At 74.5% G+C, this 21508-nt stretch carries 23 protein-coding genes; 12 read left to right on the top strand and 11 right to left on the bottom strand.

Going from position 1 to position 21508, the window contains the following annotated elements; genetic code table 11:
- Genes ACYVF4_RS04935 through ACYVF4_RS04925 form a run of 3 tightly spaced genes read left to right on the top strand, consistent with a single transcriptional unit; the run spans position 1 to position 2523 of the window.
- Positions 1 to 1563: an SDR family oxidoreductase gene (locus ACYVF4_RS04935; RefSeq protein WP_460720301.1), complete on the top strand. Its 1563-nt coding sequence runs from the start codon at positions 1 to 3 to the stop codon at positions 1561 to 1563.
- A 58-nt stretch (positions 1564 to 1621) separates the two neighbouring features.
- A complete protein-coding gene (locus ACYVF4_RS04930; protein WP_460720299.1) occupies positions 1622 to 2098 on the top strand; it encodes a MogA/MoaB family molybdenum cofactor biosynthesis protein in 477 nt (158 codons plus the stop codon).
- Positions 2098 to 2523, top strand: a complete 426-nt coding sequence (locus ACYVF4_RS04925) for a molybdenum cofactor biosynthesis protein MoaE (protein ID WP_460720297.1) — start codon at positions 2098 to 2100, stop codon at positions 2521 to 2523. Before ACYVF4_RS04930 ends, ACYVF4_RS04925 begins: the two co-directional genes overlap by 1 nt.
- Before the next feature lie 4 nt (positions 2524 to 2527).
- Here ACYVF4_RS04925 and ACYVF4_RS04920 read toward each other — a convergent pair whose 3' ends face one another.
- From ACYVF4_RS04920 to ACYVF4_RS04895, 6 genes are all read right to left on the bottom strand, one after another.
- Positions 2528 to 2761 carry a MoaD/ThiS family protein gene (locus ACYVF4_RS04920; protein ID WP_460720295.1) on the bottom strand — a complete coding sequence of 78 codons (234 nt, stop codon included), beginning with the start codon at positions 2759 to 2761 and terminating at the stop codon, positions 2528 to 2530.
- Positions 2761 to 3090 carry a DUF6457 domain-containing protein gene (locus tag ACYVF4_RS04915; RefSeq protein ID WP_460720293.1) on the bottom strand — a complete coding sequence of 110 codons (330 nt, stop codon included), beginning with the start codon at positions 3088 to 3090 and terminating at the stop codon, positions 2761 to 2763. Before ACYVF4_RS04915 ends, ACYVF4_RS04920 begins: the two co-directional genes overlap by 1 nt.
- Positions 3091 to 3155: 65 nt before the next feature.
- Positions 3156 to 3764, bottom strand: coding sequence for a molybdenum cofactor guanylyltransferase (gene mobA / locus ACYVF4_RS04910; protein ID WP_460720291.1), 609 nt, complete (start codon positions 3762 to 3764; stop codon positions 3156 to 3158).
- Complete coding sequence (gene moaC, locus ACYVF4_RS04905) at positions 3761 to 4249, bottom strand: cyclic pyranopterin monophosphate synthase MoaC (RefSeq protein ID WP_460720289.1); 489 nt, start codon at positions 4247 to 4249, stop codon at positions 3761 to 3763. The genes mobA and moaC overlap by 4 nt, the downstream gene beginning before the upstream one ends.
- On the bottom strand, positions 4246 to 5478 hold the full coding sequence (locus tag ACYVF4_RS04900; protein ID WP_460720287.1) for a molybdopterin molybdotransferase MoeA: 1233 nt from the start codon (positions 5476 to 5478) through the stop codon (positions 4246 to 4248). The genes moaC and ACYVF4_RS04900 overlap by 4 nt, the downstream gene beginning before the upstream one ends.
- Positions 5475 to 6584, bottom strand: a complete 1110-nt coding sequence (locus ACYVF4_RS04895) for a ThiF family adenylyltransferase (protein ID WP_460720285.1) — start codon at positions 6582 to 6584, stop codon at positions 5475 to 5477. The genes ACYVF4_RS04900 and ACYVF4_RS04895 overlap by 4 nt, the downstream gene beginning before the upstream one ends.
- Positions 6585 to 6699: 115 nt before the next feature.
- On the opposite strand from ACYVF4_RS04895, the gene modA reads away from it, so the two are divergent.
- The 3 genes from modA to ACYVF4_RS04880 are packed head-to-tail and all read left to right on the top strand — an operon-like array spanning position 6700 to position 9421.
- A complete protein-coding gene (gene modA / locus ACYVF4_RS04890; protein ID WP_460720283.1) occupies positions 6700 to 7488 on the top strand; it encodes a molybdate ABC transporter substrate-binding protein in 789 nt (262 codons plus the stop codon).
- Positions 7485 to 8312 carry an ABC transporter permease gene (locus ACYVF4_RS04885; protein ID WP_460720281.1) on the top strand — a complete coding sequence of 276 codons (828 nt, stop codon included), beginning with the start codon at positions 7485 to 7487 and terminating at the stop codon, positions 8310 to 8312. Before modA ends, ACYVF4_RS04885 begins: the two co-directional genes overlap by 4 nt.
- Positions 8309 to 9421, top strand: a complete 1113-nt coding sequence (locus tag ACYVF4_RS04880; protein ID WP_460720279.1) for a sulfate/molybdate ABC transporter ATP-binding protein — start codon at positions 8309 to 8311, stop codon at positions 9419 to 9421. The genes ACYVF4_RS04885 and ACYVF4_RS04880 overlap by 4 nt, the downstream gene beginning before the upstream one ends.
- A 19-nt stretch (positions 9422 to 9440) precedes the next feature.
- Here ACYVF4_RS04880 and cydC read toward each other — a convergent pair whose 3' ends face one another.
- The 4 genes from cydC to ACYVF4_RS04860 are packed head-to-tail and all read right to left on the bottom strand — an operon-like array spanning position 9441 to position 15411.
- Positions 9441 to 11123: a thiol reductant ABC exporter subunit CydC gene (gene cydC, locus ACYVF4_RS04875; RefSeq protein WP_460720277.1), complete on the bottom strand. Its 1683-nt coding sequence runs from the start codon at positions 11121 to 11123 to the stop codon at positions 9441 to 9443.
- Positions 11120 to 12901 carry a thiol reductant ABC exporter subunit CydD gene (cydD, locus tag ACYVF4_RS04870; RefSeq protein ID WP_460720275.1) on the bottom strand — a complete coding sequence of 594 codons (1782 nt, stop codon included), beginning with the start codon at positions 12899 to 12901 and terminating at the stop codon, positions 11120 to 11122. Before cydD ends, cydC begins: the two co-directional genes overlap by 4 nt.
- Before the next feature lie 41 nt (positions 12902 to 12942).
- Entirely contained in the window at positions 12943 to 13974 is a 1032-nt protein-coding gene (cydB, locus tag ACYVF4_RS04865; RefSeq protein WP_460720273.1) for a cytochrome d ubiquinol oxidase subunit II, read from the bottom strand.
- Positions 13975 to 13983: 9 nt separating this feature from the next.
- Positions 13984 to 15411, bottom strand: coding sequence for a cytochrome ubiquinol oxidase subunit I (locus ACYVF4_RS04860; protein WP_460720271.1), 1428 nt, complete (start codon positions 15409 to 15411; stop codon positions 13984 to 13986).
- A 249-nt stretch (positions 15412 to 15660) separates the two neighbouring features.
- On the opposite strand from ACYVF4_RS04860, the gene moaA reads away from it, so the two are divergent.
- The 3 genes from moaA (at position 15661) to fdhD (ending at position 19055) form a co-directional block, all read left to right on the top strand.
- Entirely contained in the window at positions 15661 to 16731 is a 1071-nt protein-coding gene (gene moaA, locus ACYVF4_RS04855) for a GTP 3',8-cyclase MoaA (RefSeq protein WP_460720269.1), read from the top strand.
- 123 nt (positions 16732 to 16854) lie between these two features.
- Complete coding sequence (locus ACYVF4_RS04850) at positions 16855 to 18210, top strand: MFS transporter (RefSeq protein ID WP_460720764.1); 1356 nt, start codon at positions 16855 to 16857, stop codon at positions 18208 to 18210.
- A complete protein-coding gene (fdhD, locus tag ACYVF4_RS04845; protein ID WP_460720267.1) occupies positions 18210 to 19055 on the top strand; it encodes a formate dehydrogenase accessory sulfurtransferase FdhD in 846 nt (281 codons plus the stop codon). Before ACYVF4_RS04850 ends, fdhD begins: the two co-directional genes overlap by 1 nt.
- Positions 19056 to 19131: 76 nt before the next feature.
- Here fdhD and ACYVF4_RS04840 read toward each other — a convergent pair whose 3' ends face one another.
- A complete protein-coding gene (locus ACYVF4_RS04840) occupies positions 19132 to 19710 on the bottom strand; it encodes a Dps family protein (protein WP_460720265.1) in 579 nt (192 codons plus the stop codon).
- Positions 19711 to 19876: 166 nt separating this feature from the next.
- Here ACYVF4_RS04840 and ACYVF4_RS04835 point away from each other — a divergent pair, with 166 nt between their 5' ends.
- From ACYVF4_RS04835 to ACYVF4_RS04825, 3 genes are all read left to right on the top strand, one after another.
- The gene (locus tag ACYVF4_RS04835) at positions 19877 to 20299 is read left to right on the top strand and encodes a (deoxy)nucleoside triphosphate pyrophosphohydrolase (RefSeq protein WP_460720263.1); all 423 of its coding nucleotides are present in this window, start codon (positions 19877 to 19879) and stop codon (positions 20297 to 20299) included.
- Positions 20300 to 20364: 65 nt separating this feature from the next.
- Positions 20365 to 20742 (top strand): nuclear transport factor 2 family protein, encoded by a 378-nt coding sequence (locus ACYVF4_RS04830; RefSeq protein WP_460720261.1) that lies wholly within the window; start codon positions 20365 to 20367, stop codon positions 20740 to 20742.
- Between the two features lie 119 nt (positions 20743 to 20861).
- Positions 20862 to 21446: a DoxX family protein gene (locus ACYVF4_RS04825; RefSeq protein ID WP_460720259.1), complete on the top strand. Its 585-nt coding sequence runs from the start codon at positions 20862 to 20864 to the stop codon at positions 21444 to 21446.
- Positions 21447 to 21508 lie beyond the last annotated feature (62 nt).

Here is a 21508-nt window from a genome sequence, read left to right as displayed (position 1 = left end):
ATGGAGAATCTCAGCGCTCCCACCGGCCGTGAAGAGGCGCTGCGTGCGCGCCCGCGTCCCGACGGGTCGGCGCCGCGTGCGCTGGTGCTCGGCGGCACCGGGTACATCGGCGGTCGGCTCGTGCCCCGGCTGCTGAACGCGGGGTACCGGGTGCGGGTCCTGGCCCGCGAACCGGCCCGCGTCGGCGCCTTCGCGTGGGGCGGCGAGGTCGAAACGGTCGGGGGGTCGGCCGATGATCCGGATGCCGTGGCCACCGCCGTCGACGATGTCGACGTCCTGTTCTACCTCGTCCACTCGATGGCCGCCGGCCGCGGCTTCGAGGACGCCGACCTGCGGGCGGCGCGCACCGTCGCCGGCGCCGCCGCCGCGGCGGGCGTCGGCCGCATCGTCTACCTCGGGGGACTGCATCCCGAGGGTGTGGAGCTCTCGCCCCACCTGCGCTCGCGCGTCGAGGTGGGCGAGGTGTTCCTGGCCAGCGGCGTGCCGACGCTCGTGCTGCAGGCCGGCGTCGTCATCGGGTCGGGGTCGGCGTCGTTCGAGATGGTGCGCCACCTCACCGACGTGCTGCCCTACATGCCGGCGCCGAAGTGGGTGCGCAACCGCATCCAGCCGATCGCGGTCCGCGACGTCATGCACTACCTGCTCGGAGCCGCGCGCGTGGACGCGGACGTCAATCGCGCCGTCGACATCGGCGGCCCGGACGTGCTGCGCTACGGGCAGATGATGAACGGCTACGCGGTCGAGGCGGGCCTGCACCAGCGGCCGATTGCCTCGCTGCCGGTCTTCACGCCGAATCTCGCCTCGCACTGGGTGAACCTGGTGACCCCGATCCCGCGGTCGATCGCGCGGCCGCTCGTGGCGTCGCTGCAGAACGAGTGCGTCATGAAGAACCACGACATCGACGCGCTCATCCCGCCGCCCGAGGACGGCCTCACGCCGTACCGTCGCGCGGTGCGCCTGGCGCTCGGCCGAGTGAAAGAGGACGCCGTCGAGACCAGCTGGGCCGACGCCGAGGTGCTGGGCGTCCCGAGCGACCCGCTGCCGAGCGACCCCGACTGGGCGGGCAAGGCCGTCTTCGTCGATGCGCGCGAGGCGCGCACTTCGGCGCCGGCCGAGGCGCTGTGGCGGGTGATCGAGGGGATCGGCGGCGAGAACGGCTGGTACTCCTCACCGCTGCTGTGGGCGATCCGCGGCTGGATGGACCGCCTGGTCGGCGGCATCGGGCTCGCGCGCGGGCGCCGCAGCCGTGATCGCCTCGCCGTCGGCGACGCGCTGGACTTCTGGCGCGTCGAGGCGCTCGAACCCGGCTCGTTCCTGCGGCTGCGGGCCGAGATGAAGGTGCCGGGCCTGGCCTGGCTGGAGCTGCGCGCGACGCCCGAGGGCGCGGGCTCCCGCTACGAGCAGCGGGCGGTGTTCTTCCCCACGGGCCTGGCCGGACGGCTGTACTGGTTCGCCGTCGTGCCCTTCCACGGGTTCATCTTCGCGGGCATGGCCAACCGCATCACCGCCGCGGCCGAGCAGCTCGCCGAGGCCGAGCAGTCGGGCCTGCGCCAGGCGGCGTGACGGCACCCTCTGCAGGACGGCCGCGATCTGCAGGACGGGCACGATCTACAGTGGGGGGATGCCTCATCCCGCCGCCGTCGTGACCGTCTCGGACCGGTCCGCCGCGGGCCTGCGCGCCGACTCCAGCGGTCCCGTGGCGGTGGCGGCCCTGCGCGCCGCCGGGTTCGCGTGCGAGGACCCGCGGATCGTCCCCGATGGCGCCGACGAGGTCGAGGGGGTCCTGCGCGACCTCGTGGCAGCCGGCATCCGGGTCATCGTGACCACGGGGGGAACCGGCGTCGCCACCCGCGACCGGACGCCCGAAGGCACCGCCCGCGTGATCGAGCGGGAGCTGCCCGGCATCGCCGAGGAGCTGCGCCGTCGCGGTGTGGCCGAGAAGCCCGCGGCGATGCTGTCGCGCGGCATCGCCGGTGTGGCCGGCCGGGCGCTCGTGGTGAACCTTCCCGGGTCGTCGGCGGCGGTGAGGTCGGGGATGCCCGTCGTGGTGTCCGTCGCCGGGCACGTGCTGGACCAGCTCGACGGCGAGGACCACTGATGCCGGTCGCCCTCGCCCGCATCCGCACCGAGCCGCTCGACCTCGCCGAGCACCTCGCGGCCATCGACGATGCCGCAGCCGGCGCGGTCACGACGTTCGTCGGTCGCGTGCGCGACCACGATCCGGATGCCGCCGGAGCCGTCGTCGCGCTGGAGTACTCCGCGCACCCCGACGCCGAGGCCGCCCTGGCCCGCATCGCGGCCGCCGCGATCGGCGGCACCGGGGCCCTTGTCGCGGTCAGTCACCGCGTGGGCCGGCTCGCGGTGGGGGACACCGCCGTCGTCATCGCCGTCGCCTCGGCCCACCGCGCCGAGGCGTTCGAGGTGTGCCGCGCCGTCATCGAGACGATCAAGACCGACCTGCCGGTGTGGAAGCGCCAGGTCGAGGCCGACGGCACCACGGCGTGGAAGGGCCTCGGGGGCTGACGGTTCAGCCGCCCGCGAAGGGGGGCAGGACGTCGACGACGTCCTCGTCGCCGAGGGCGGTGTCGTCGGCGACGCGCTCGCCGCCGACGAGCACCGCGCAGCGGGTCAGGATGCCGGCGAGACGCGGGTGGTCGGCGGCCAGGGCCACGCGGAGCGCCCCGAGGGTCGCCTCGTCGCGCCGCTCCTCGTCGCGGCCGGCGGCCTCTTCGGCGGCGGCGAAGTAGCGGACGCGGGGCATCAGGCGGTGCCGATCACGTCGGCGTCGGGGTCGACCACGGCGTCGTCGGCCGCCGGGGCGTCGGCGTGGTCGACGGTGCGGGCGAGGTCGGTCACGGCCGCGAGGGCGTCGCGGATCGCGTCGGCGTCGCCGCCGCGGAGCCCCGCCGCGAGGCCCGCGGCGAAGGCGCCGACCGGAGCGGCGGGTCGCGCGACGCCGACCGCCACGTCCCGCGCGAGGTCCAGCACGCCCGAGACGGGCACCTGGCCGGCCTCCAGGTCGAACCGCTCCTGCAGGGCCGCCGCCCAGTCGTCCAGCGCCTCGGGGGGCAGGTGGGTCTGCTCGCTCATGATGCCTCCTGGTCTCGGGCGGTCGTGTCGATCCTGCCACGACCCGCCGCCGCCCGGCAGGGCGCTCAGGGGTGCTCGGCGCCGAAGCGGCGCGCGTCGTCCCACGTGTCGATGTCGTCGGTGAGCTCCTCCGCGCGCAGCACGGTGACGGCGAGATCCTCCATCAGGGCCCGGACCGGCTGGTCTCGTCCCGCATCGGGCAGAGCGGATGCCGCGTCCTCGAGGGCCCGCGTGCGGTACAGCCCGATGAGCCACTGCGGCCGGCTGGCGGCATCCCCCAGGCACACCCCGTCGGCATCGCGGGGGAGGAGCCCCCGCGCGGCGTCGAGGCGGACCACGGCGTCGGTGACCGCGGGCAGGTCGGCGGCGAGCAGGTAGGTCCAGCCGGGTGCGATGCCTGAGGCCGCCCACTCGGCCAGTGCCGCCACGATCGCGGCGGCGGGGCCGGCGAACGGCGGGTCCTCGCGCACCCAGTCCACCTCGAGCGCGGGGTCGAGCATCGGACCGGCGACCGTCACCGGGCGCGCCCCGACGTCGCGGGCGGCGTCGACGGCCGCGGCCAGCAGACTCCGCCCGTTCACATGCAGGAGCGGCTTGTCCGTCCCGCCCATGCGGGAGGCCCGGCCGCCGGCGAGGATGATCGCGGCGGTCGATTCGTCCGGCTGGGCCGTCATCGCCCGGCTCCGGGTTCGTCGGGGCGGTGCCAGTCGCCGGACTTGCCGCCGGTCTTCGCGACGATCCGCACGTCCTGGATGGATGTGCCCTTGTCGAGCGCCTTGACCATGTCGACCACCGCGAGGGCGGCGACCGAGACGGCTGTCAGCGCCTCCATCTCGACGCCGGTGCGGTCGGCGGTGCGGACGGTCGCCTCGATGTCGACGCCGCCGTCGGTGACGGCGAGGTCGACCACCGCGCCGTGGACGCCGATCACGTGGGCCAGCGGCAGCAGGTCGGGGGTGCGTTTGGCGGCCTGGATCCCCGCGATCCGCGCGACCGCCAGGACGTCGCCCTTGGGCACGGACCCGTCGCGCAGGGCGGCGACGACCTCGGGCGCGCAGCGGACGTGCCCTCGCGCGGTCGCCGAGCGGACGGTGGGCTGCTTCGCCGTGACGTCGACCATGCGGGCCCGGCCCGCGGCATCCAGGTGGGTGAAGGTCATGAGATCAGCATGACATCCACGAGTGCGCCGGCCTCGACGGCGCCCACCTCGGCGGGAACGACGGCGTAGGCCTCGGCGCGGCCGAGGCCGCCCGCCAGATGCGATCCGCCCGAGGTGGCGGGCACGGCGCGCCAGGCCGCCGGATCGGTGCGGTCGACGACGACCGGCAGATACTGCCGGCGCCCGGCCGGCGTGCGCCACGCGTGCGCGGCGGGCAGACGCAGGACGGGGCGCGCGAGCGAGGCCCGGCCCTGGGCGGCCAGGAGCGCCGGGCGGACGAACACCTCGAAGGACACCGCCGCGCTCACCGGGTTGCCCGGCAGCCCGAACAGCAGCGTGCCGTCGTCGAGGACGCCGAACCCCTGGGGCTTGCCCGGCTGCATCGCCACCTTAGAGAAGGTCATGGCGCCGGCGAGCGAGGTCTTCACGACCTCGTAGGCGCCGGCGCTGACGCCGCCCGAGAAGATCACGACGTCGGCGGCGAGCCCCCGCGCTCGGGCGACCGCGTCGGCGGGGCCGTCGCCGTCGTCGTCCACGACGGCCCGCAGCACCACCTCGGCGCCCGCCTCAGTGGCCAGGCCCGCCAGCAGCTCGCCGTTGGACTCGGGGATCTGGCCGCGCCGCAGGGCGAGGCCCGGCGCCACGAGCTCCGAGCCCGTCGAGACCACCGCCACGCGCGGCGGCCGAGCCACCACGACCTCGGCGACCCCCGCCGCGGCGGCGGCCGCGCGCTGCAGGGCGCCCATCACGACGCCCGCCGTGAGGACCTCGTCCCCGACGCGCGCGTCCTCGCCGCGGCGCCGGATGTGCGCGCCCGCGCGCGCGGGGGCGGCCTGCACGACCGCGTCGGCGAGGGAGTCCTCGAGGCCACCGGCGGTGTCCTCGAAGGGCACGATCGCATCGGCGTCCGCGGGGACGGGCGCCCCCGTCATGATGCGGGCCGCCTGCCCCCGCGACAGCGGCGGGTCCAGGGTCGTGCCCGCCGGAAGATCGGCGACGACGCTCAGCCGGACGGGGGCGGCGGGCGCTGCATCCGTCACATCCGCGAAGCGGACCGCGAACCCGTCCATCGCCGAATTGTCGAAGGCCGGCAGGTCGACCGCGGCCCGGACCGGCTCGCGGAGCGTCAGACCCGCCGCGTCGGCGAGGGCCCGCTGCTCGGCGCCGGTCGCACGCACGCGGGCGAGGATCGTCGCGAGGTGCTCGTCGACCGCGCGCAGGCCGCTCATCCGTTGCCCCGCTCGGCGGCGCTCCACGCCTGCATGCCGCCGGCGAGGACGGATGCCGGGACCCCGGCCGCCCGCAGCGCGTCTGCCGCGCGGCGGGCGCGCACGCCCACGGCGCACACGACCACCAGCGGCGGCTCGCCGGGCGCCGCGAGGGCGGCGGGGTCGGCGAGGACCCGCGCCAGCGGGACGTGCCGTGCGCCCGGGATCATGCCGGCGGCGACCTCGTGGTCCTCGCGCACGTCGAGGATCCGTGCGTGGGCGGGGTCGGGGTCGGCGGCGCGGATGTGGGGGGTGGGGGTGGAGAGGGCGGGGGCGGGCGTAGCGACCGGGTGGGTCGGGGCGGGGGCGGGGCGGAGGGGGACCTCGCGCCAGCGGGCGCCGAGGCCGTCGATCACGAGGATGCGTCCGAGGAGCGGCTCGCCGATCCCCGCGATCAGCTTGATCGCCTCGAGCGCCTGGAGCGATCCGACCTGCAGGCACAGGGCGCCGAGCACGCCGACCTGCGCGCACGTCGGCACCTCGCCCGCACTGCCGGGCGGGTACAGGTCCGCCAGGCGCACGGGGGCGGTGCCGACGGGCGGCGCCGACCAGAAGACCGTGACCTGCGCGTCGAACTCCTGCACCGTGCCCCACACCAGCGGGATGCCGAGCGTCTCGGTCGCGGCGGCGACGGTCTCGCGCGTGGCGAACGTGTCCGAGCCGTCGAGGACGACGTCCGCTTCCGCCAGCAGCCGCTCGGCGTTGCCGGGGGTCAGTCGCTCTCGGATGCCGCGCACGACGGTGTCCGAGAGGTCGCCCGCGGCCCGGCGGGCGCTGTCGGTCTTGGGCAGCCCGGCGTCGGTGCGGCGGTGCAGCACCTGACGCTGCAGGTTCGACAGCTCGACGACGTCGTCGTCGATGACGGTGAGCGTGCCGACGCCGGCGGCGGCGAGGGCCAGGATCGCCGGGGATCCCAGCCCGCCGGCGCCGACGACGGCGACGTGGGCCGCCGCGAGGCGCCGCTGTCCTTCGTCGCCGAGCCCCGCGAGGACGAGGTGGCGGGCCGTCCGCGCCCGCTCGGCGTCGTCCAGGGCGGCGACGGGCTCGACGAGCGGCGGCAGCGGCATGGGACCAGGCTACGTCCCAGGCCGCATAGGGTGAACAGGACGACTCTCGCGACAGCCGAGGCGACGACCGAGGCGACGACCGATGCGACGAACGCTGCGAATCACCCCCATGCGCATGATCCGATCCCCCCGCGCCGCCCTCGCGGCCGGCGCCGCCGTGCTCGTGCTCGCCGGCTGCGCCGCCGAGCCCTCCGGCTCCCCGGGGGCGGGCTCCCCGGGCGCCGGCGACCTCGCCGGGCCTCTGACCGTCTACGCGGCCGCGTCGCTGGGGGCCGCGTTCGACGAGCTGACCGAGCGGTTCCAGTCCGAGAACCCGGACGTCGAGGTCCGGCCCGTCGTCTACGACGGGTCGCGCACCCTGGCCGCGCAGATCCTCGAGGGTGCTCCGGCCGATGTCTTCGCCGCCGCGGACGAGGCGACGATGGCCGACCTGCAGGACGCCGGGCTGGCGCTTCGCCCACGGCCGTTCGCGACCAACACCCTCGTCATCGCCGTCCCCGCCGGCAACCCCGCGGGAGTGCGCGGACTGGCCGACCTCGCCCGGCCCGAGGCGACCGTCGTGCTGTGCGCGCCCGAGGTGCCGTGCGGCGCGGCATCCGTCACCCTGCTCGGGAACGAGGGCGTGACGGCGGCCGTCGACGGCTACGAGCAGAACGTCACCGCCGTGCTGACGAAGGTCGCCGCTGGTGAGGCGGACGCGGGCCTGGTCTACGCCACCGACATCGCGCGCGCCGACGGCGTCCGCGCGGTGCGTGCCGAAGGGGCGGATGCCGTCGTCAACCGCTACCCGGTGTCCGCGCTCGCCGGTGCCGCCGATCCGAAGGTCGCCGACGCCTTCGTCGAGTTCGTCACCTCGGCCGCGGGACTCCGCGTGCTCGCCGACGCGGGATTCGGTGCGCCGTGAGCGGCCTCGCGACCGCGCGCCGCGCCGACGGCCGGCGGGGCTTCGTGCCGCGCATCCTGGCGCTGCCCGCCCTGCTCGGGCTCGCGCTGCTGCTCGTGCCGCTCGGAGCGCTCGTCGCGCGCGTGGAGTGGTCCACGCTCCGCGAGGACGTCACCTCGCCCGCCGCGCTCGCCGCCCTCGGGCTGTCGCTGCAGACCGCGGGCGCGGCCACCGGCATCTGCGTCCTGCTGGGGGTGCCGCTCGCGCTCCTCATCGCGCGCACGGGCCGGCGCCGTGCCGCGGCGCTGCGGGCGCTCGTGACGGTGCCGCTGGTCCTGCCGCCCATGGTGGGGGGCGTGGCGCTGCTCATGCTCTTCGGCCGGACGGGGGTGGTGGGCCAGTACCTGGCCGAGGCCGGCATCCGCCTGCCGTTCACGACGGTCGCCGTCGTCCTGGCGCAGACGTTCGTGGCGCTGCCCTTCCTCGTCCTCGCCCTCGAGGGCGCCCTGCGGGCGAGCGGGGTGGAGTACGAGCAGACGGCCGCCGCGCTCGGTGCCGGGCGGTGGACGATCCTGCGGCGCGTGACCCTTCCGCTGGCGGCGCCCGGGCTCGTCGCCGGCATCGTCCTGTGCTTCGCCCGCGCGATCGGGGAGTTCGGCGCGACGGCGCTGTTCGCCGGGAACGCCCCGGGCGTCACCCAGACGATGCCGCTGGCCATCTACACCGCCTTCAACGGCGCGGGGGTGTCGCAGGGGACCGCCGTCGCGCTGTCGCTGCTGCTGCTGGTGACGGCCGTCGCCGTGCTCGTGCTGGTGCGCGCGTGGCGCGTGGAGACGCCGCGATGAGCGGGGCGGCGCTGGACGCGCGCGTCGAGGTCGTCCGCGGGGCGTTCCGGCTGGATGTCGCCGTGGCGGCGCAGCCGGGAGAGACCGTCGCGGTCATGGGCCCGAGCGGCGCCGGCAAGTCGACGCTCCTCGGGGTGCTCGCGGGCCTCGTGCGGCTGCGCGCCGGGCACGTCCGGCTGGGCGATCGCGTGCTGGACTCCCGCACGCGCCCGCGCGTGCGCACCGCACCCCACCGCCGCGGCATCGTCCTGCTCGGGCAGGAGCCCCGCCTGTTCCCGCACCTGACCGCGCACGAGAACGTCGCCTTCGGCCCGCGCGCCCGCGGCACCGCCCGCAAGACCGCGCACGGCGAGGCGGACGAGTGGCTGTGGAAGGTGGGCCTGGACGGTCTGGGTGCGAGACGCCCTGCGCAGCTGTCGGGCGGACAGCAGCAGCGGGTGGCGCTCGCGCGCGCCCTCGCGACGTCGCCGGCGGTGATCCTGCTCGACGAGCCGCTGACCTCGCTCGACGTCGAGACCGCCGCCGACATCCGCGCGGTCCTGCGCGAGCAGCTGAGCGCCACCCGCACCACCGCGGTCGTCGCCACTCACGACGCCGTGGACGCCGTCGCGCTCGCCTCGCGCCTGCTCGTCCTCGAGGACGGCCGCGTCACCGGCTCCGGCTCGGTGCGCGAGGTCCTCGCCGCGCCCGCCACCCGGTTCGCCGCCGCCGTCGCGGGACTCAACCGCGTCGAGGGGGTCGTCCGCGACGGCCGGTTCGCGCCCGCCTCGGGCGTGCCGATCGGCGCGGTCGCGGCATCCGGTCTGCCCGACGGACCTGCCGCGGCCGTCTTCCCGCCGGCGGCGGTGCACCTCTCGCGCACGGACGCGCCGACGTGGACGGCGGCGCTGCGGCTGGGTGAGCTGCCCGCGCCCGGCGAGTGGCTGGCGCGGGTCACCCGGCTGGAGCCCACGCCCGCGGGCGTCCGGGTGCGCACCGCCGACCCCGATGTGGCGGTGGACCTGCCCGCCGACCGCGCCGCCGCGCTCGACCTCGTCCCCGGTGCGCCGGTGACGCTACGTGTCGACTCCGGCGAGGTCAGGCTGGTGGCGCGGGCCGGCGCAGCCTGAGAACGCGGGCCGTGGGGGATCAGCCGACGGGATGCAGTCGCCCGCCGTCGATCCGCACCTCGCGGTCGATGAGGCCCGCCGGCGGGGCCACGTGCGAGATCAGCACGACGGATCGGCCCGACCCGTCGGATCCGACGGCGCTCAGCAGGTCGGTGAGCAGCGCGTCCGACGCTTCGGGGTCCACGCCCGCCGTCGGCTCGTCCAACACCAGCACGGGGAAGCCGCGCAGCAGCGCGCGGGCGAGGGCGATCCGCTGCGCCTGGCCGCCCGACACCAGCGCGCCACGCTCGCCGACGCGCGCGCCGAGGCCGCCGCGCTCGCGCAGCCACGCGCCGAGCCCGACGCGTTCGAGGATCGCCTCGAGCTCTGCATCCGTCGCGGTGTCGCGGGCGAACAGCAGGTTCTGGCGGATGTCCTCGTCGAAGAGCATCGGATGCTGCTCGCACAGCCCCACGGTCCGGCGGACGTCGTCGGCGGCGAGGTCGCCGACGCTGCGGCCGCCGACGGTGTAGACGCCCTCGACGTCGAGGAACCGCACGAGCGCGTGCGCCAGCGTGGTCTTGCCGGCGCCGCTGGGTCCGGACACGAGCAGCCGCTCGCCGGGGCGGACGTCGAGGTCGATCCCCGCGAGCGCGGGACGGGAGTCGCCGGGCCAGTGCACCGTGGCGCCCCGCAGCGCGAGCCCCTCGCCGAGCGGCGGCGCGTCGCCGGTGGCGTCCGGTCCCGCCGTCACGAGCTCGGCGGGGACCTCGTCGGGGATGGCGCCGGCCACGCGGTCGGCGGCGGCGCGCACCTGGCGCCACGCGGCCGCCGCCAGCGGGACCGACGCGAACACCTCGAACACCGCCATCGGCACGAGGACCGCCACCGCGAAGGCCGGGCCGTCGATCGTCCCCGCGGCGACGGCGGGCGCGGCGGCGAGGATCGCGGCGATCGAGGCCGCGCCGGCGAGCACCGAGACGACGGCGGCCGTCCCGGCCTGGGCGACCGAGCGGCGGACCACCGCGCGGCGGACCGCGCGGTCGGCCTCGCGGATCCGGTCGCGGCCGGCCGCTTCGGCACCGTAGGCCTGCAGCACGTCGAGGTTCGAGAGGTGGTCCAGGACGGCGTCGGCCAAGGCCGCACGCAGGGGGGCGATCGTCCGCTCCGCGCGTGCGCCCGACGCCCAGCCCCATAGGGTCGCTGCGACGGCCGCCACCGCGAGGCACGCGAGCAGCGTGAGGCCGGCCGGCCACGACACGAACGCCACGAGGACGACCGCGCCGAGCGCGACGGCCGCCGACGACACCAGGGGCTGGACGACGCGCAGCGGCAGGTTCTGCAGCTCGTCGACGTCGTCGACGAGGGCGCCGAGCACGGATCCGCGACGCGTGCGGGTCAGCCCGTCTGGCGCGAGGGGGATCAGGCGCCGCACGAGCGACGACCGCGCGGCGGCCAGGCGCCGCAGGGCCGCGTCGTGCCCGGTCAGGCGCTCGAGGTAGCGGAACACCGCGCGGGACAGCGCGAAGAAGCGCACCCCGACCACCGCGGCCGACAGGTAGAGCACCGGCGGCTGCTCGCCGGCCCGCACGATGAGCCACGCGCTGACGGCGAGGAGCGCCACCGCCGAGGCTTCCGAGGCGAAGCCCGACGCCAGTGCCGGCCACAGCCGGCGCGCGGGGGGAAGGGCGCCCCGCAGCACGCCCCGCGTACCCGGCCTCATGCCGCCACCCCCGCCGGCTCCAGCCGCAGGACCCGGTCGCACACCTCGCGGGCGCTCTGCCGATGCGACACCAGCAGCGCCACCGCGCCCGCGTCGGCCAGCGCGCGCAGCGAACGCCACAGGCGCGCCTCGGTGGCGGCATCCAGTGCGGAACTGGGCTCGTCGAGGGCGATGACGGGGGCTCCGCCGCGCAGGTGCCGGTAGACGGCGCGTGCGACGGCGACCCGCTGCGCCTGCCCGCCCGAGAGCCCGGCGCCCTGGATCCCCAGCTCCAGATCGGGTCGGATGCCGTCGGCGCAGGCCGCGGCGAGGGCGCGCTCGACGAGCGCACGGTCGGGGCGGTCGTCGCCGAGGGCGACGTTGGCCGCGACGGTGCCCGCGAGGAGTCCCGGCCGCTGCCCCGCCCACGCCAGCCACGAGGCGGGGGAGAGGGTGCGGACCTCGTGCCCGTCCCAGCGCGCCGCGCCCTCGTACGGGGCGGCGCCGCGGAGCGCGGCGAACAGGCTCGACTTTCCGGTGCCGCTCGGGCCCTCGACGAGCACGAGATCGCCGGGGCTCGCGCGCAGGTCCACGGGCGGCAGCAGCCGCTCGCCCCGGCGGACGCGCAGGGCCTCGACGACCAGCTCGGGCCGGCCGGCGGGATGGGTGCGCGAGGTCGCGACGGCCGATCCACACATCGGCTCACCGATCCACACGTCCGGGGTGCCGCGGGGTGTGGATCGGGCGGCGGATGTGTGGGTTGGCGCGGGGGTGGGTGTGGCGCGCGGTCGGGCCCCGCGGGGGCGGGACTCGTCGAGCACGGCGAAGACGTCGTCGGTGGCGGCGACCCCCTCGGCCGCGGCGTGGAACTGGACCCCGACCTGCCGCAGGGGCAGGTAGGCCTCGGGGGCGAGCAGCAGCACGAAGAGTCCCACGCCCAGCGCGATCGTGCCGTCGATGAGGCGGAACCCGATCGAGACAGCGACGATCGCGACCGAGATCGAGGCGAGGAACTCCAGCGCGAACCCCGACAGGAACGACACCCGCAGCACCTTCATCGTCTCGCGACGGTAGCGGTCGGTGACCTCTTCGATGGCGGCCGCCGCGCGGTGCTGGCGGCCGAAGACCGTGAGCGTCGACAGCCCCTGCACGGTGTCGGCGAACCGCGACGCGAGGTGCTGCAGGGTGCGCCACTGCCGGTGCTGCACGGCGCGGGTGGCCAGCCCGATCAGCACCATGAAGATCGGGATGAGGGGGAGGGTGAGCAGCACCGTCAGCCCCGAGATCCAGTCCTGCCACCACATCACGGCCACGAGCGACGGCGTGGCGACCACGGTCTGCACGAGCTGCGGAAGGTAGCGGCCGAAGTACGCCTCGAGGGCGTCGAGTCCGCGCCCGGCGGTGACGGCCAGTGCGGCGGAGCTGCGCCGCTCCAGCCACTCCGGGCCGAGGGCGCCGACGGCGTCGACGAGGTGGGCGCGCAGCTCGGACTGCACGCGGGCCGCGGCGCGGGCGGCGACCGTCTCGCGTGCCCACACCAGCGCGCCGCGCACCGCAGCGGCGAGGGCGAGGCCTGCCAGCAGAGGAGTCAGCCGGTCGAGCGGCCGCCCGTCGATGACTCCGACGACCGCTTCGGTCAGCAGCCACGCGAAGGCCACAACCGTCGCCGTCTGCGCGGCGGCGATCACCCCGACGGCGACGAAGAAGCCGCGGGACGAGCGGGCGTACCGCAGCAGCCTCGGGTCCACGGGGCGCACGCGCTCGGGGCGCGCGCCGGGTGCGGCATCCGTCTGACTCATCGCATGACGACCCTATCCGCCCCTCCGCGGGGGCGGGCGGGTCAGTGGGCGGCGGCGCCGGCCTTCTCGATGTGCGTGCGCGTGACGCGCTTGCGGAACACCCAGTACGTCCACCCCTGATAGAGCAGCACGAGCGGGAGAAAGATGACCGCGGCCCACGTCATGATCGTCAGGGTGTAGTCGGTGCTCGAGGCGTTCTCGATCGTCAGCGAGAACGCGGGATCGGTGGACGAGGGCATCACGTTCGGGAAGAGCGCGAGCCACAGCGTCAGCACGGCCGAGACGATGGTCGCCGCGCCGAAGCCGAACGCCCAGCCCTCACGGTCGCGCATATTGAACACCAGCGACATCACGAGGGTCACCGCCGCGATCGCGGCGCACGCGATGACGCCCGCGAGGAGGGGAGCCCCGGCGCCGACGGCGTTGAAGATCGTCCACACCAGGAACACCGCCGCGACGGCGACGGCGGCCAAGCCCGACCGGCGGGCGAGGACCCGCGCCTCGTCGTGCACCCGGCCGTCGGTCTTCAGCGCGACGAAGTACACGCCGTGCGTGAAGAACAGCAGCAGCGTGGTCAGGCCGCCCAGCAGCGCGTACGGGTTCAGCAGCGTCAGCAGGGTGCCGGTGAACTCGAAGTCCTGGTCGATCGGCACGCCCTGGACGATGTTGGCCACGGCGACCCCCCACAGGAACGCGGGGACGGCGGAGCCGACGACGATCATGAGGTCGAAGCGCTTCTTCCACCGCGCGTCGTCGCGCTGGTGGCGGTACTCGAACGCCACCCCGCGGACGATGAGGGCGAGCAGGATGAGCAGCAGCGCCAGGTAGAAGCCGCTGAACAGCGTCGCGTACCACTCGGGGAACGCGGCGAACAGGCACGCGCCGGCGACGATGACCCACGTCTCGTTGAGGTCCCACACCGGGCCGATGGTGTTGATGATCTGCCGGCGCGACACCTCGTCGCGGCCGAGGAAGGGCAGCGACATGCCGACGCCGAAGTCGAAGCCGTCGAGCACGAAGTAGCCGACGAAGAAGACGCCGACGATGAAGAACCAGACGTATGCGAGATCCATGGCCGTCTCCTAGTAGACCGTCGTCGGGGTGTCTTCGATCGCGGCCGACCGCGGATCGGGGTCGTCGGGGCCGGGGAGGGGGTCGGGCCCCTTCTGCGCCGCCTTGACGATGAGGCCGAACTCCACCACCGCCAGCGCGGCGTAGACGAGGGTGAAGGCGGCGAGCGAGATCAGCACCGTCCAGCCGGGCACGTTCGGCGAGACGCCGTCCTCGGTGAGCATGAGGCCGAAGACGATCCAGGGCTGGCGGCCCATCTCGGTGAAGACCCAGCCGACCAGGCTTCCCACCAGGGGCAGCGGCGCCGACCAGATCGCGATCTTCCACATCCAGCCGGCGACCGGGCGCGTGGCCTTCTTGCGCGTGACCCACAGGCCGGCGACGGCGATGAGGGTGGCCGCGCCGCCCAGGCCGATCATCCAGCGGAACGACCAGTAGGTCACCCACACGATCGGCATGTAGTCCACGCCCGCGCCGAACTGCTCGGTGTACAGGGCCTGCAGGTCGTTGAGCCCCTCGACGCAGCCGTCGAGGGAGTGGGTGGACAGCAGCGACAGCAGGTAGGGCACCCGCAGCGACCAGATCTCCTCGGATCCGTCGGGGGTGCCGAGCGAGAAGATCGAGAACGAGGCGTCGGCGCCGCACGCGGTGTCCCACATGGCTTCGGCGGCGGCCATCTTCATGGGCTGCGTCGCCACCATCACCAGGCTCAGCTGGTCGCCGGACAGGCCGACGCCGATGAAGGACACGATCATGCCCCACAGGCCGAAGCGCAGCGACGAGCGCATGGTCTCGGTGTGCTGCCCGCGCGAGAGATGCCATGCCGAGACAGCGATGACGACGGCGGCGGCGAACATCCATGCCGCGAAGATCGTGTGCGGGAATGCGGCGAGGACGACGGGGTTGGTCAGCACGGCGCCGAAGTCGATGAGCTCCGCGCGACCGCCGTCGGCGGCCATCTGGTAGCCGACGGGGTTCTGCATGAAGGCGTTGGCGGCGAGGATGAAGTAGGCCGACAGCGTGGATCCCAGCACGACCATCCAGATCGAGGCGAGGTGCAGGGCGCGGGGGAGCTTGTCCCACCCGAAGATCCACAGGCCGATGAAGGTCGCCTCGAAGAAGAAGGCCATCAGGCCCTCGAAGGCGAGCGGCGCCCCGAAGATGTCGCCGACGAAGCGGGAGTACGCCGACCAGTTCATCCCGAACTGGAACTCCTGGACGATGCCGGTCACCACGCCCATGGCGAAGTTGATCAGGAAGATCTTGCCGAACAGGCGCGTCAGGTGCAGCCACTTCACGTCGCCCGTGCGGTGCCACACGGTCTGGAAGATCGCCACGACCAGGGCCATCCCGAGGGTCAGCGGCACGAACAGGTAGTGGTACAGCGTCGTGAGGCCGAACTGCCAGCGGGCGAGGAGGAGCGGGTCGAGCCAGTCCACGGGGTGAATCTCCGATCGGTAGCGAAGACCATGTGGTCAGGCCACAGGTTATCATGTGGTCCGACCACGCTGGCGCGGTCGGGCGGTGACGCCCGCGTCCACGATGGCACCCGCGACGGGCGGCCGATGACCGGATGCCGGGACCAAGGTCCCGCCGCTTCGATCCGCCCCCCGGGGCGCCGGGGCGGGCGGGTGCGGGTAGCCTCGATCCATGGCGGCTGAGGGATCGATCCGCCGGGGCGGCGTCTCGTGACGGCGGTCCCGGTCGTGATCGGCGTGCGGCCCGGAGCGGGCCCCGCCCTCGGCGGCGAGGCGGCCCGCGCGGGCGCGCTCGTGGACACCTTCGGCCGCGTCCACCGGGATCTGCGGATCTCGCTCACGGACCGCTGCTCGCTGCGCTGCACCTATTGCATGCCCGAGCAGGGCAATGAGTGGCTCGCTCGCAGCAGCATCCTGTCCGTCGACGAGATCGTCGAGGTCGCGCGCGTGGCGGCGGCGGCGGGGATCACGACGTTCCGGCTGACCGGCGGCGAGCCGCTGCTTCGTGCGGACATCGCCGACGTCGTCCGGCGTCTGGCAGAGCTCCGGGGGCCGGCCGGTGAGCCGGTGGAGCTGGCGATGACGACCAACGGGATCCGGTTGCGGGAGCACCTTCCGGCGCTTCAGGCGGCGGGCCTCGGCCGCCTGAACATCTCGCTCGACACCCTGCGCCCCGACCGGTTCCGCGACCTGACGCGTCGCGACCGGCTGGACGACGTGCTCGACGGCATCGCCGCCGCCGCGGCGTCGGGCCTTCGGCCCCTCAAGCTCAACGCCGTCGCGATGCGCGGCGTCAACGACGACGAGCTCGTCGACCTGGTCGACTTCGCCGTCGCGCACGGCGCGCAGCTGCGCTTCATCGAGCAGATGCCGCTGGATGCAGGGCACACGTGGGATCGGCGCCGGATGGTGACGCGCGACGAGATCCTGGCGGCGCTGGGGGAGCGCTGGCAGCTCACGCCCGTCCCCGGCCGGGGCGGTGCGCCCGCCGAGCGGTGGACCCTCGACGGCGGGCCCCACACGGTCGGGGTCATCGCGTCGGTGACGGCGCCCTTCTGCGGCGACTGCGACCGGCTGCGGCTGACCGCCGACGGGCAGCTGCGCAACTGCCTGTTCTCGACGACCGAGTACGACCTGCTGCCGACCCTGCGGGCGGCGCACACCGAGGACGACATCGACCGGATGCTGCGCGCGTGCGTGGCCGGCAAGCTCCCCGGTCACGCGATCGACGATCCCGCCTTCCTGCAGCCGGCTCGCGGCATGAACGCGATCGGCGGCTGATCGGTGGCGACGACCTCGGCCGCCGCGCCTGCGACGCCCACCGGGACCATCCCGCTCACGCACGGGCAGCGGTGGCGGGCGTTCTGGGTGTGCGTGAGCGTGGCGGCGATCACGATCCTCGACATGTCGAAGGTGAACGTCGCCCTGCCCGCGATGGAGCAGGCGCTGGGCGCCGGGTCCACCGAGCTCCAGCTGATCGTGTCGGGCTACGTCCTCACCTTCGGGCTCGTCCTCGTCCCGGCGGGTCGGCTCGGCGACCAGCGCTCCAAGCGGGCGCTGTTCATCGTCGGCCTGTCGCTGTTCACGATCACGAGCCTGCTGTGCGGCATCGCCGACTCGCCCGAGCTGCTGATCGCCGGGCGCCTGCTGCAGGGGGTGGCCGCCGGGATCCAGATGCCGCAGGTCATCGGGATGACGCAGCAGCTGTTCCAGGGTGAGGAGCGCGGCCGTGCGTTCGGGCTGTTCGGGGCGACGATCGGCATCGCCACGGCCTTCGGCCCGACCCTCGGCGGGCTGCTGATCGCGATCGGCGGCGAGGACGACGGCTGGCGCTGGGTGTTCTGGATGAACGTGCCGCTGGGCGTCCTCGCGATCGCCGCGGCGATCTGGGTCCTCCCGCGCACGCGTGCCCGCCAGGCCGCCAAGCTGCAGCTCGACCCGGTCGGGGTGGTGCTGTTCGGGCTGATGGTGCTGGCCTTCATGTGGCCGTTCCTGTTCACCACCGGCGCGCCCACCGACGACCCGCGCCGCTGGTGGCTGATGGTGGCCTTCGCGCTCTTCGCCGCCGCGTTCTACGCCTGGGAGCGCGCCTACGCCCGGCGCGGACGCGCGCCGCTGGTGCCGTTCCGTCTGTTCCGCATCCCGTCGTACCGCAACGGCACGATGGTCCAGACCGCCTATTTCACCGCGGTCCCGGCGATGTTCCTGCTGACCAACCTCTTCCTCCAGAGCGGCGCGGGCCTGGCTCCGGTGTATGCGGGCATGGTCACGATCGGCTTCGCGCTCGCCAGCGCCGTCTCCTCGTGGCTCGGCGGCAATCTCGTGACCCGCCACGGTCGCCCGGTGGTCGTGTGGGGGCTTGCGGCGATCCTGGTGTCGGTGGGCGCGCTCGCCGCGAGCGCCCTCTTCCTGCCGGTGTCGGCCGTCCCCTGGGTGATGGCGGCGGTGCTCAGCGTCGGCGGCTTCGGCGGCGGGCTCGTGATCGCGCCCAACCAGACGCTCACGCTTCAGGACATCCCGGTGCGCGAAGGCGGGATCGCCGGCTCGGTCGGCCAGCTCGGCCAGCGCATCGGCGCGGCGGTCGGCACCGCGATCGGCCTGTCGCTGTTCTACTCCGCCATCTACGCCGAGCGCGGCGGATCAGAATACGTCGCCTTCCACGACGCCTACGCGCTGGGCATGGCGGCCGTGGGGCTGTTCCTCGGCATCGCCTTCCTCGTCGGAGTCGTCGACCTCACCGGTCGGCGGCGGCGCCGCTGATGGGGCGCCTCGTCGTCCGCCGGCCCGTCGTCCGCTTCACCGCCGACGGCTCCCCGGTCCGCCGCGTGGACAGCCTCGCCGTCGAGGAGCCTCTCGAGATCCGCGTCGGCGGCGCGCCGCTGGCGGTGACGATGCGGACGCCCGGTCACGACGTCGAGCTCGCCGCCGGCTTCCTGGTGTCCGAGGGGGTCATCGCCGCGGCGGGCGATCTGCGCGCGGCCATCCACTGCGGCGGGCCGGGTACGGGCGCGCCGGCCGACGGCGGCAACACGTACAACGTGCTGGACGTGGCCCTGGCGCCCGGCATCCGGCTGCCCGAATCGGCGCTCGCGCGCCGCTTCACCACCACGAGTGCGTGCGGCGTGTGCGGCAAGGACTCGATCGAGGCCGTCGAGACCACCTCGCGCTTCGACGTGTCGACGGATGCAGTGACCCTCGCCCCCGCGGACCTGCTGGCCCTGCCGGACCGGCTGCGGACCGCCCAGGCGGTCTTCGCCAAGACCGGCGGCCTGCACGCGGCGGGCCTGTTCGACGCCGCCACCGGGGCCCTGCTCGTGGCGCGCGAGGACGTCGGCCGGCACAACGCCGTGGACAAGGTGGTCGGGTGGGCGGTGCAGCAGGACCGGCTGCCGCTGCGGGCGACCGTGCTGCAGGTGTCGGGCCGCGTGAGCTTCGAACTCGTGCAGAAGGCGGCGATGGCCGGCATCCCGATCCTGGCGGCGGTGTCGGCGCCGTCCTCGCTCGCGGTGGAGCTGGCCGCGGCATCCGGGGTGACCCTCGTCGGGTTCGTGCGCGCCGGATCGATGAACGTCTACACGCACGCCGAGCGCGTCACCGCCGCCTGAACGGCGTTGCGCCCCTGAACGGCACTGCGCCGCCCACGGCACGAGTCCGTGAGCGGCGCAACGAGAGCGCCGGGGATCACCGCTTCGGCGTGCGGTTCTCCGCGCTCACCATCCACGACAGCTGCTCGAGACGCTCCAGCACGGCGTGCAGGATGTCGGCGCTGGTGGGGTCTTCGTCGTCGACGTCGTCGTGGACGTCGCGGCACGTGTGGACGACGGCATCCAGCCGTTCGGTCATCAGGTCGACGACCTCGCTGGTGTCGATCTCGCCCTGCGGGAACTCCGGCAGGGTGGTGGTCTCGGCGACGGTGTCGCTGCGGCCGTCGGGCAGGGCGTGCAGCGACCGCATGCGCTCGGCGACGGTGTCGCCGAACTCTCGCGCGGCGTCGATGATCTCGTCCAGCTGCAGGTGGGTGTCGCGGAAGTTGCGACCCACCACGTTCCAGTGCGCCTGCTTGCCCTGCAGCGACAACTCGATCAGGTCCACGAGCACCTTCTGCAGGTTCTCGCCGAGCTGTTGCGAGGCGGTGAATCCGGACTCGGCGTTCTGCTCGGCGGTCAGCTCGGCACCGCTGCCGCCCTTTGCGGGACGGCGCCGGTTGCGCGCGGCGGCCTGGCTCTTCGCGGGCGTCTTCTTCGCGGTGGGGGTGGCCATGGTGGCTCCTTCGGCATCAGCGGGAGGGGTCGCACCTGAACCTACGCGCCGGGCTTCGCGACGCCGCGGGGATTGCACGGCGGGTGGGGGCGTGCTACAGGCTCGCGCAGACTCTTCCGCGACGGCGCCGCGTGCGGGATGCTGGTACTCCCCGCCCGAGGAAACCATGCCCGCTCCGCTCGTCGTCGTCGCCGCCGTCATCGTGCGCGACGGCTGGGTGCTGGCCTGCCGGCGGCGGCCGGGCAAGATCGCCGGCGGGCGGTGGGAGTTCCCGGGTGGCAAGGTCGAGCCCGACGAGGAGCCGCGGGCCGCCCTCGTGCGCGAGATCGAGGAGGAGCTCGGCGTGGCGATCGAGCTCGAGGGGCACCTCACCACCGACGAGACCGCCGTCGAGGACGGCGGCGTGATCCGGCTGTCGTGCTACCGCGCCTCGCTCATCGGCGCGGGTCCCGTCGCGAGCCTCGACCACGACCGGCTGGTGTGGCTCGAGACCCATGCCCTGGACTCCCTCGAGTGGGCGGCGCCGGACGAGCCGGTGGTGCGGCTGCTCATGCGCGAGGGCGCGGGCGCCCCGGTGGCGGCGGACTAGAGCACATCGGCGGCCCGATGCGCAAGCCCTTGGCTGGCGGATGCGGCGAGGGCCAGCGTGTGGTCATGTGCGATTCGATCGATGACCTGCTCGAGCTGGAGCACCGGGGCTGGCGCTCCCGCTGCGACGGGACGGCGGTCGAGTTCTTCGCCTCGGTGATGGCCGCTGACACCCGCGTGGTGCTGGGCGACGGTGCGGTGATGGATCGCGACCAGGCGCTGTCGGCCATGGCGGGCGCCCCGCCGTGGGTGCGGTATGAGCTGTCGCAGCCCCGCTTCCTGTCGCTGGGTCCCGAGGCCGCGGCGCTGATCTACCGGGCTCGGGCCTTCGCCGACGACGGTGAGGTCCCGATCTTCTCGGGTTCGATGTCCAGCGTCTACATCCGTCATGCGGGCGCGCTGCGGCTGGCGCTGTTCCAGCAGTCGCACGACCTCGCCGCCTGACCGTCGGCACGGGACCAAGGTCCCTGGCTCCCTCGCGTGCCGCGCGGGATCCTTATGTGGTCAGACCACACAAGGAAACCAGGCCGGCAGACGTCGACCCGACGCAAGGAGAGACTCCCATGACCACCCACGCCGTCCCCCTCGCCCTCACCGGTGCCCGCACCCGCGCCGTGACGCGAGAGGTCGCCCTCGAGCGGGACGTCGTCCGCAGTGCGACCGCCCGCCGCGCCCTCGCCGTGCTGCGGCTCGCGACCGGCTTCATCTTCCTGTGGGCCTTCGTCGACAAGCTCCTCGGCCTCGGCTTCGCCACCCCCGCCGAGCGGGCGTGGATCAACGGGGGCACGCCCGCGCAGGGCTTCCTGCAGAGCGAGGCCGTGCAGGGCCCGCTGCAGCCGTGGTTCCAGAGCCTCGCGACCCCCGTCGTGGACGTGGTGTTCATGCTCGGGCTCGCCGGCATCGGGCTGGCCCTGATGGCGGGCGTCGGCATGCGGGTCGCCGCTGCGGCGACCACCGCGATGATGCTCCTGATGTACCTCGCGGAGTGGACGTTCGCCGCCGGGTCCACCAACCCCATCGTCGACTACCACATCGTCTACGCGCTCGTCGCGATCGCCCTCGCCGCACTGGCCACGGGTGAGACATGGGGTCTCGGCGGGATGTGGAAGCGGCTGCCCCTCGTGCAGCGCAACCCCTGGCTGCTCTGATCGCCCACCTCGAAGCGGTGCGAGACCGGCTCGGTCCCGCACCGCTTCGCTGTGCGCCCGGC

This window comes from Microbacterium aureliae (assembly GCF_054780155.1).
Note: the sequence above shows the minus strand (reverse complement) of the source record. Positions and strands in the feature narration are given on the sequence as shown.

Coding starts and splice junctions, on each gene's coding strand:
- cydC (WP_460720277.1), bottom strand. CDS start 11,123: ATGAGGCCGGGTACGCGGGGCGTGCTGCGGGGCGCCCTTCCCCCCGCG.
- ACYVF4_RS04840 (WP_460720265.1), bottom strand. CDS start 19,710: ATGGCCACCCCCACCGCGAAGAAGACGCCCGCGAAGAGCCAGGCCGCC.
- ACYVF4_RS04915 (WP_460720293.1), bottom strand. CDS start 3,090: ATGAGCGAGCAGACCCACCTGCCCCCCGAGGCGCTGGACGACTGGGCG.
- mobA (WP_460720291.1), bottom strand. CDS start 3,764: ATGACGGCCCAGCCGGACGAATCGACCGCCGCGATCATCCTCGCCGGC.
- modA (WP_460720283.1), top strand. CDS start 6,700: ATGATCCGATCCCCCCGCGCCGCCCTCGCGGCCGGCGCCGCCGTGCTC.
- ACYVF4_RS04935 (WP_460720301.1), top strand. CDS start 1: ATGGAGAATCTCAGCGCTCCCACCGGCCGTGAAGAGGCGCTGCGTGCG.
- cydB (WP_460720273.1), bottom strand. CDS start 13,974: ATGGATCTCGCATACGTCTGGTTCTTCATCGTCGGCGTCTTCTTCGTC.
- ACYVF4_RS04920 (WP_460720295.1), bottom strand. CDS start 2,761: ATGCCCCGCGTCCGCTACTTCGCCGCCGCCGAAGAGGCCGCCGGCCGC.
- ACYVF4_RS04930 (WP_460720299.1), top strand. CDS start 1,622: ATGCCTCATCCCGCCGCCGTCGTGACCGTCTCGGACCGGTCCGCCGCG.
- ACYVF4_RS04880 (WP_460720279.1), top strand. CDS start 8,309: ATGAGCGGGGCGGCGCTGGACGCGCGCGTCGAGGTCGTCCGCGGGGCG.
- ACYVF4_RS04900 (WP_460720287.1), bottom strand. CDS start 5,478: ATGAGCGGCCTGCGCGCGGTCGACGAGCACCTCGCGACGATCCTCGCC.
- ACYVF4_RS04850 (WP_460720764.1), top strand. CDS start 16,855: ATGTCGAAGGTGAACGTCGCCCTGCCCGCGATGGAGCAGGCGCTGGGC.
- ACYVF4_RS04825 (WP_460720259.1), top strand. CDS start 20,862: ATGACCACCCACGCCGTCCCCCTCGCCCTCACCGGTGCCCGCACCCGC.
- ACYVF4_RS04925 (WP_460720297.1), top strand. CDS start 2,098: ATGCCGGTCGCCCTCGCCCGCATCCGCACCGAGCCGCTCGACCTCGCC.
- ACYVF4_RS04835 (WP_460720263.1), top strand. CDS start 19,877: ATGCCCGCTCCGCTCGTCGTCGTCGCCGCCGTCATCGTGCGCGACGGC.
- ACYVF4_RS04895 (WP_460720285.1), bottom strand. CDS start 6,584: ATGCCGCTGCCGCCGCTCGTCGAGCCCGTCGCCGCCCTGGACGACGCC.
- cydD (WP_460720275.1), bottom strand. CDS start 12,901: ATGAGTCAGACGGATGCCGCACCCGGCGCGCGCCCCGAGCGCGTGCGC.
- ACYVF4_RS04830 (WP_460720261.1), top strand. CDS start 20,365: ATGTGCGATTCGATCGATGACCTGCTCGAGCTGGAGCACCGGGGCTGG.
- fdhD (WP_460720267.1), top strand. CDS start 18,210: ATGGGGCGCCTCGTCGTCCGCCGGCCCGTCGTCCGCTTCACCGCCGAC.
- moaC (WP_460720289.1), bottom strand. CDS start 4,249: ATGACCTTCACCCACCTGGATGCCGCGGGCCGGGCCCGCATGGTCGAC.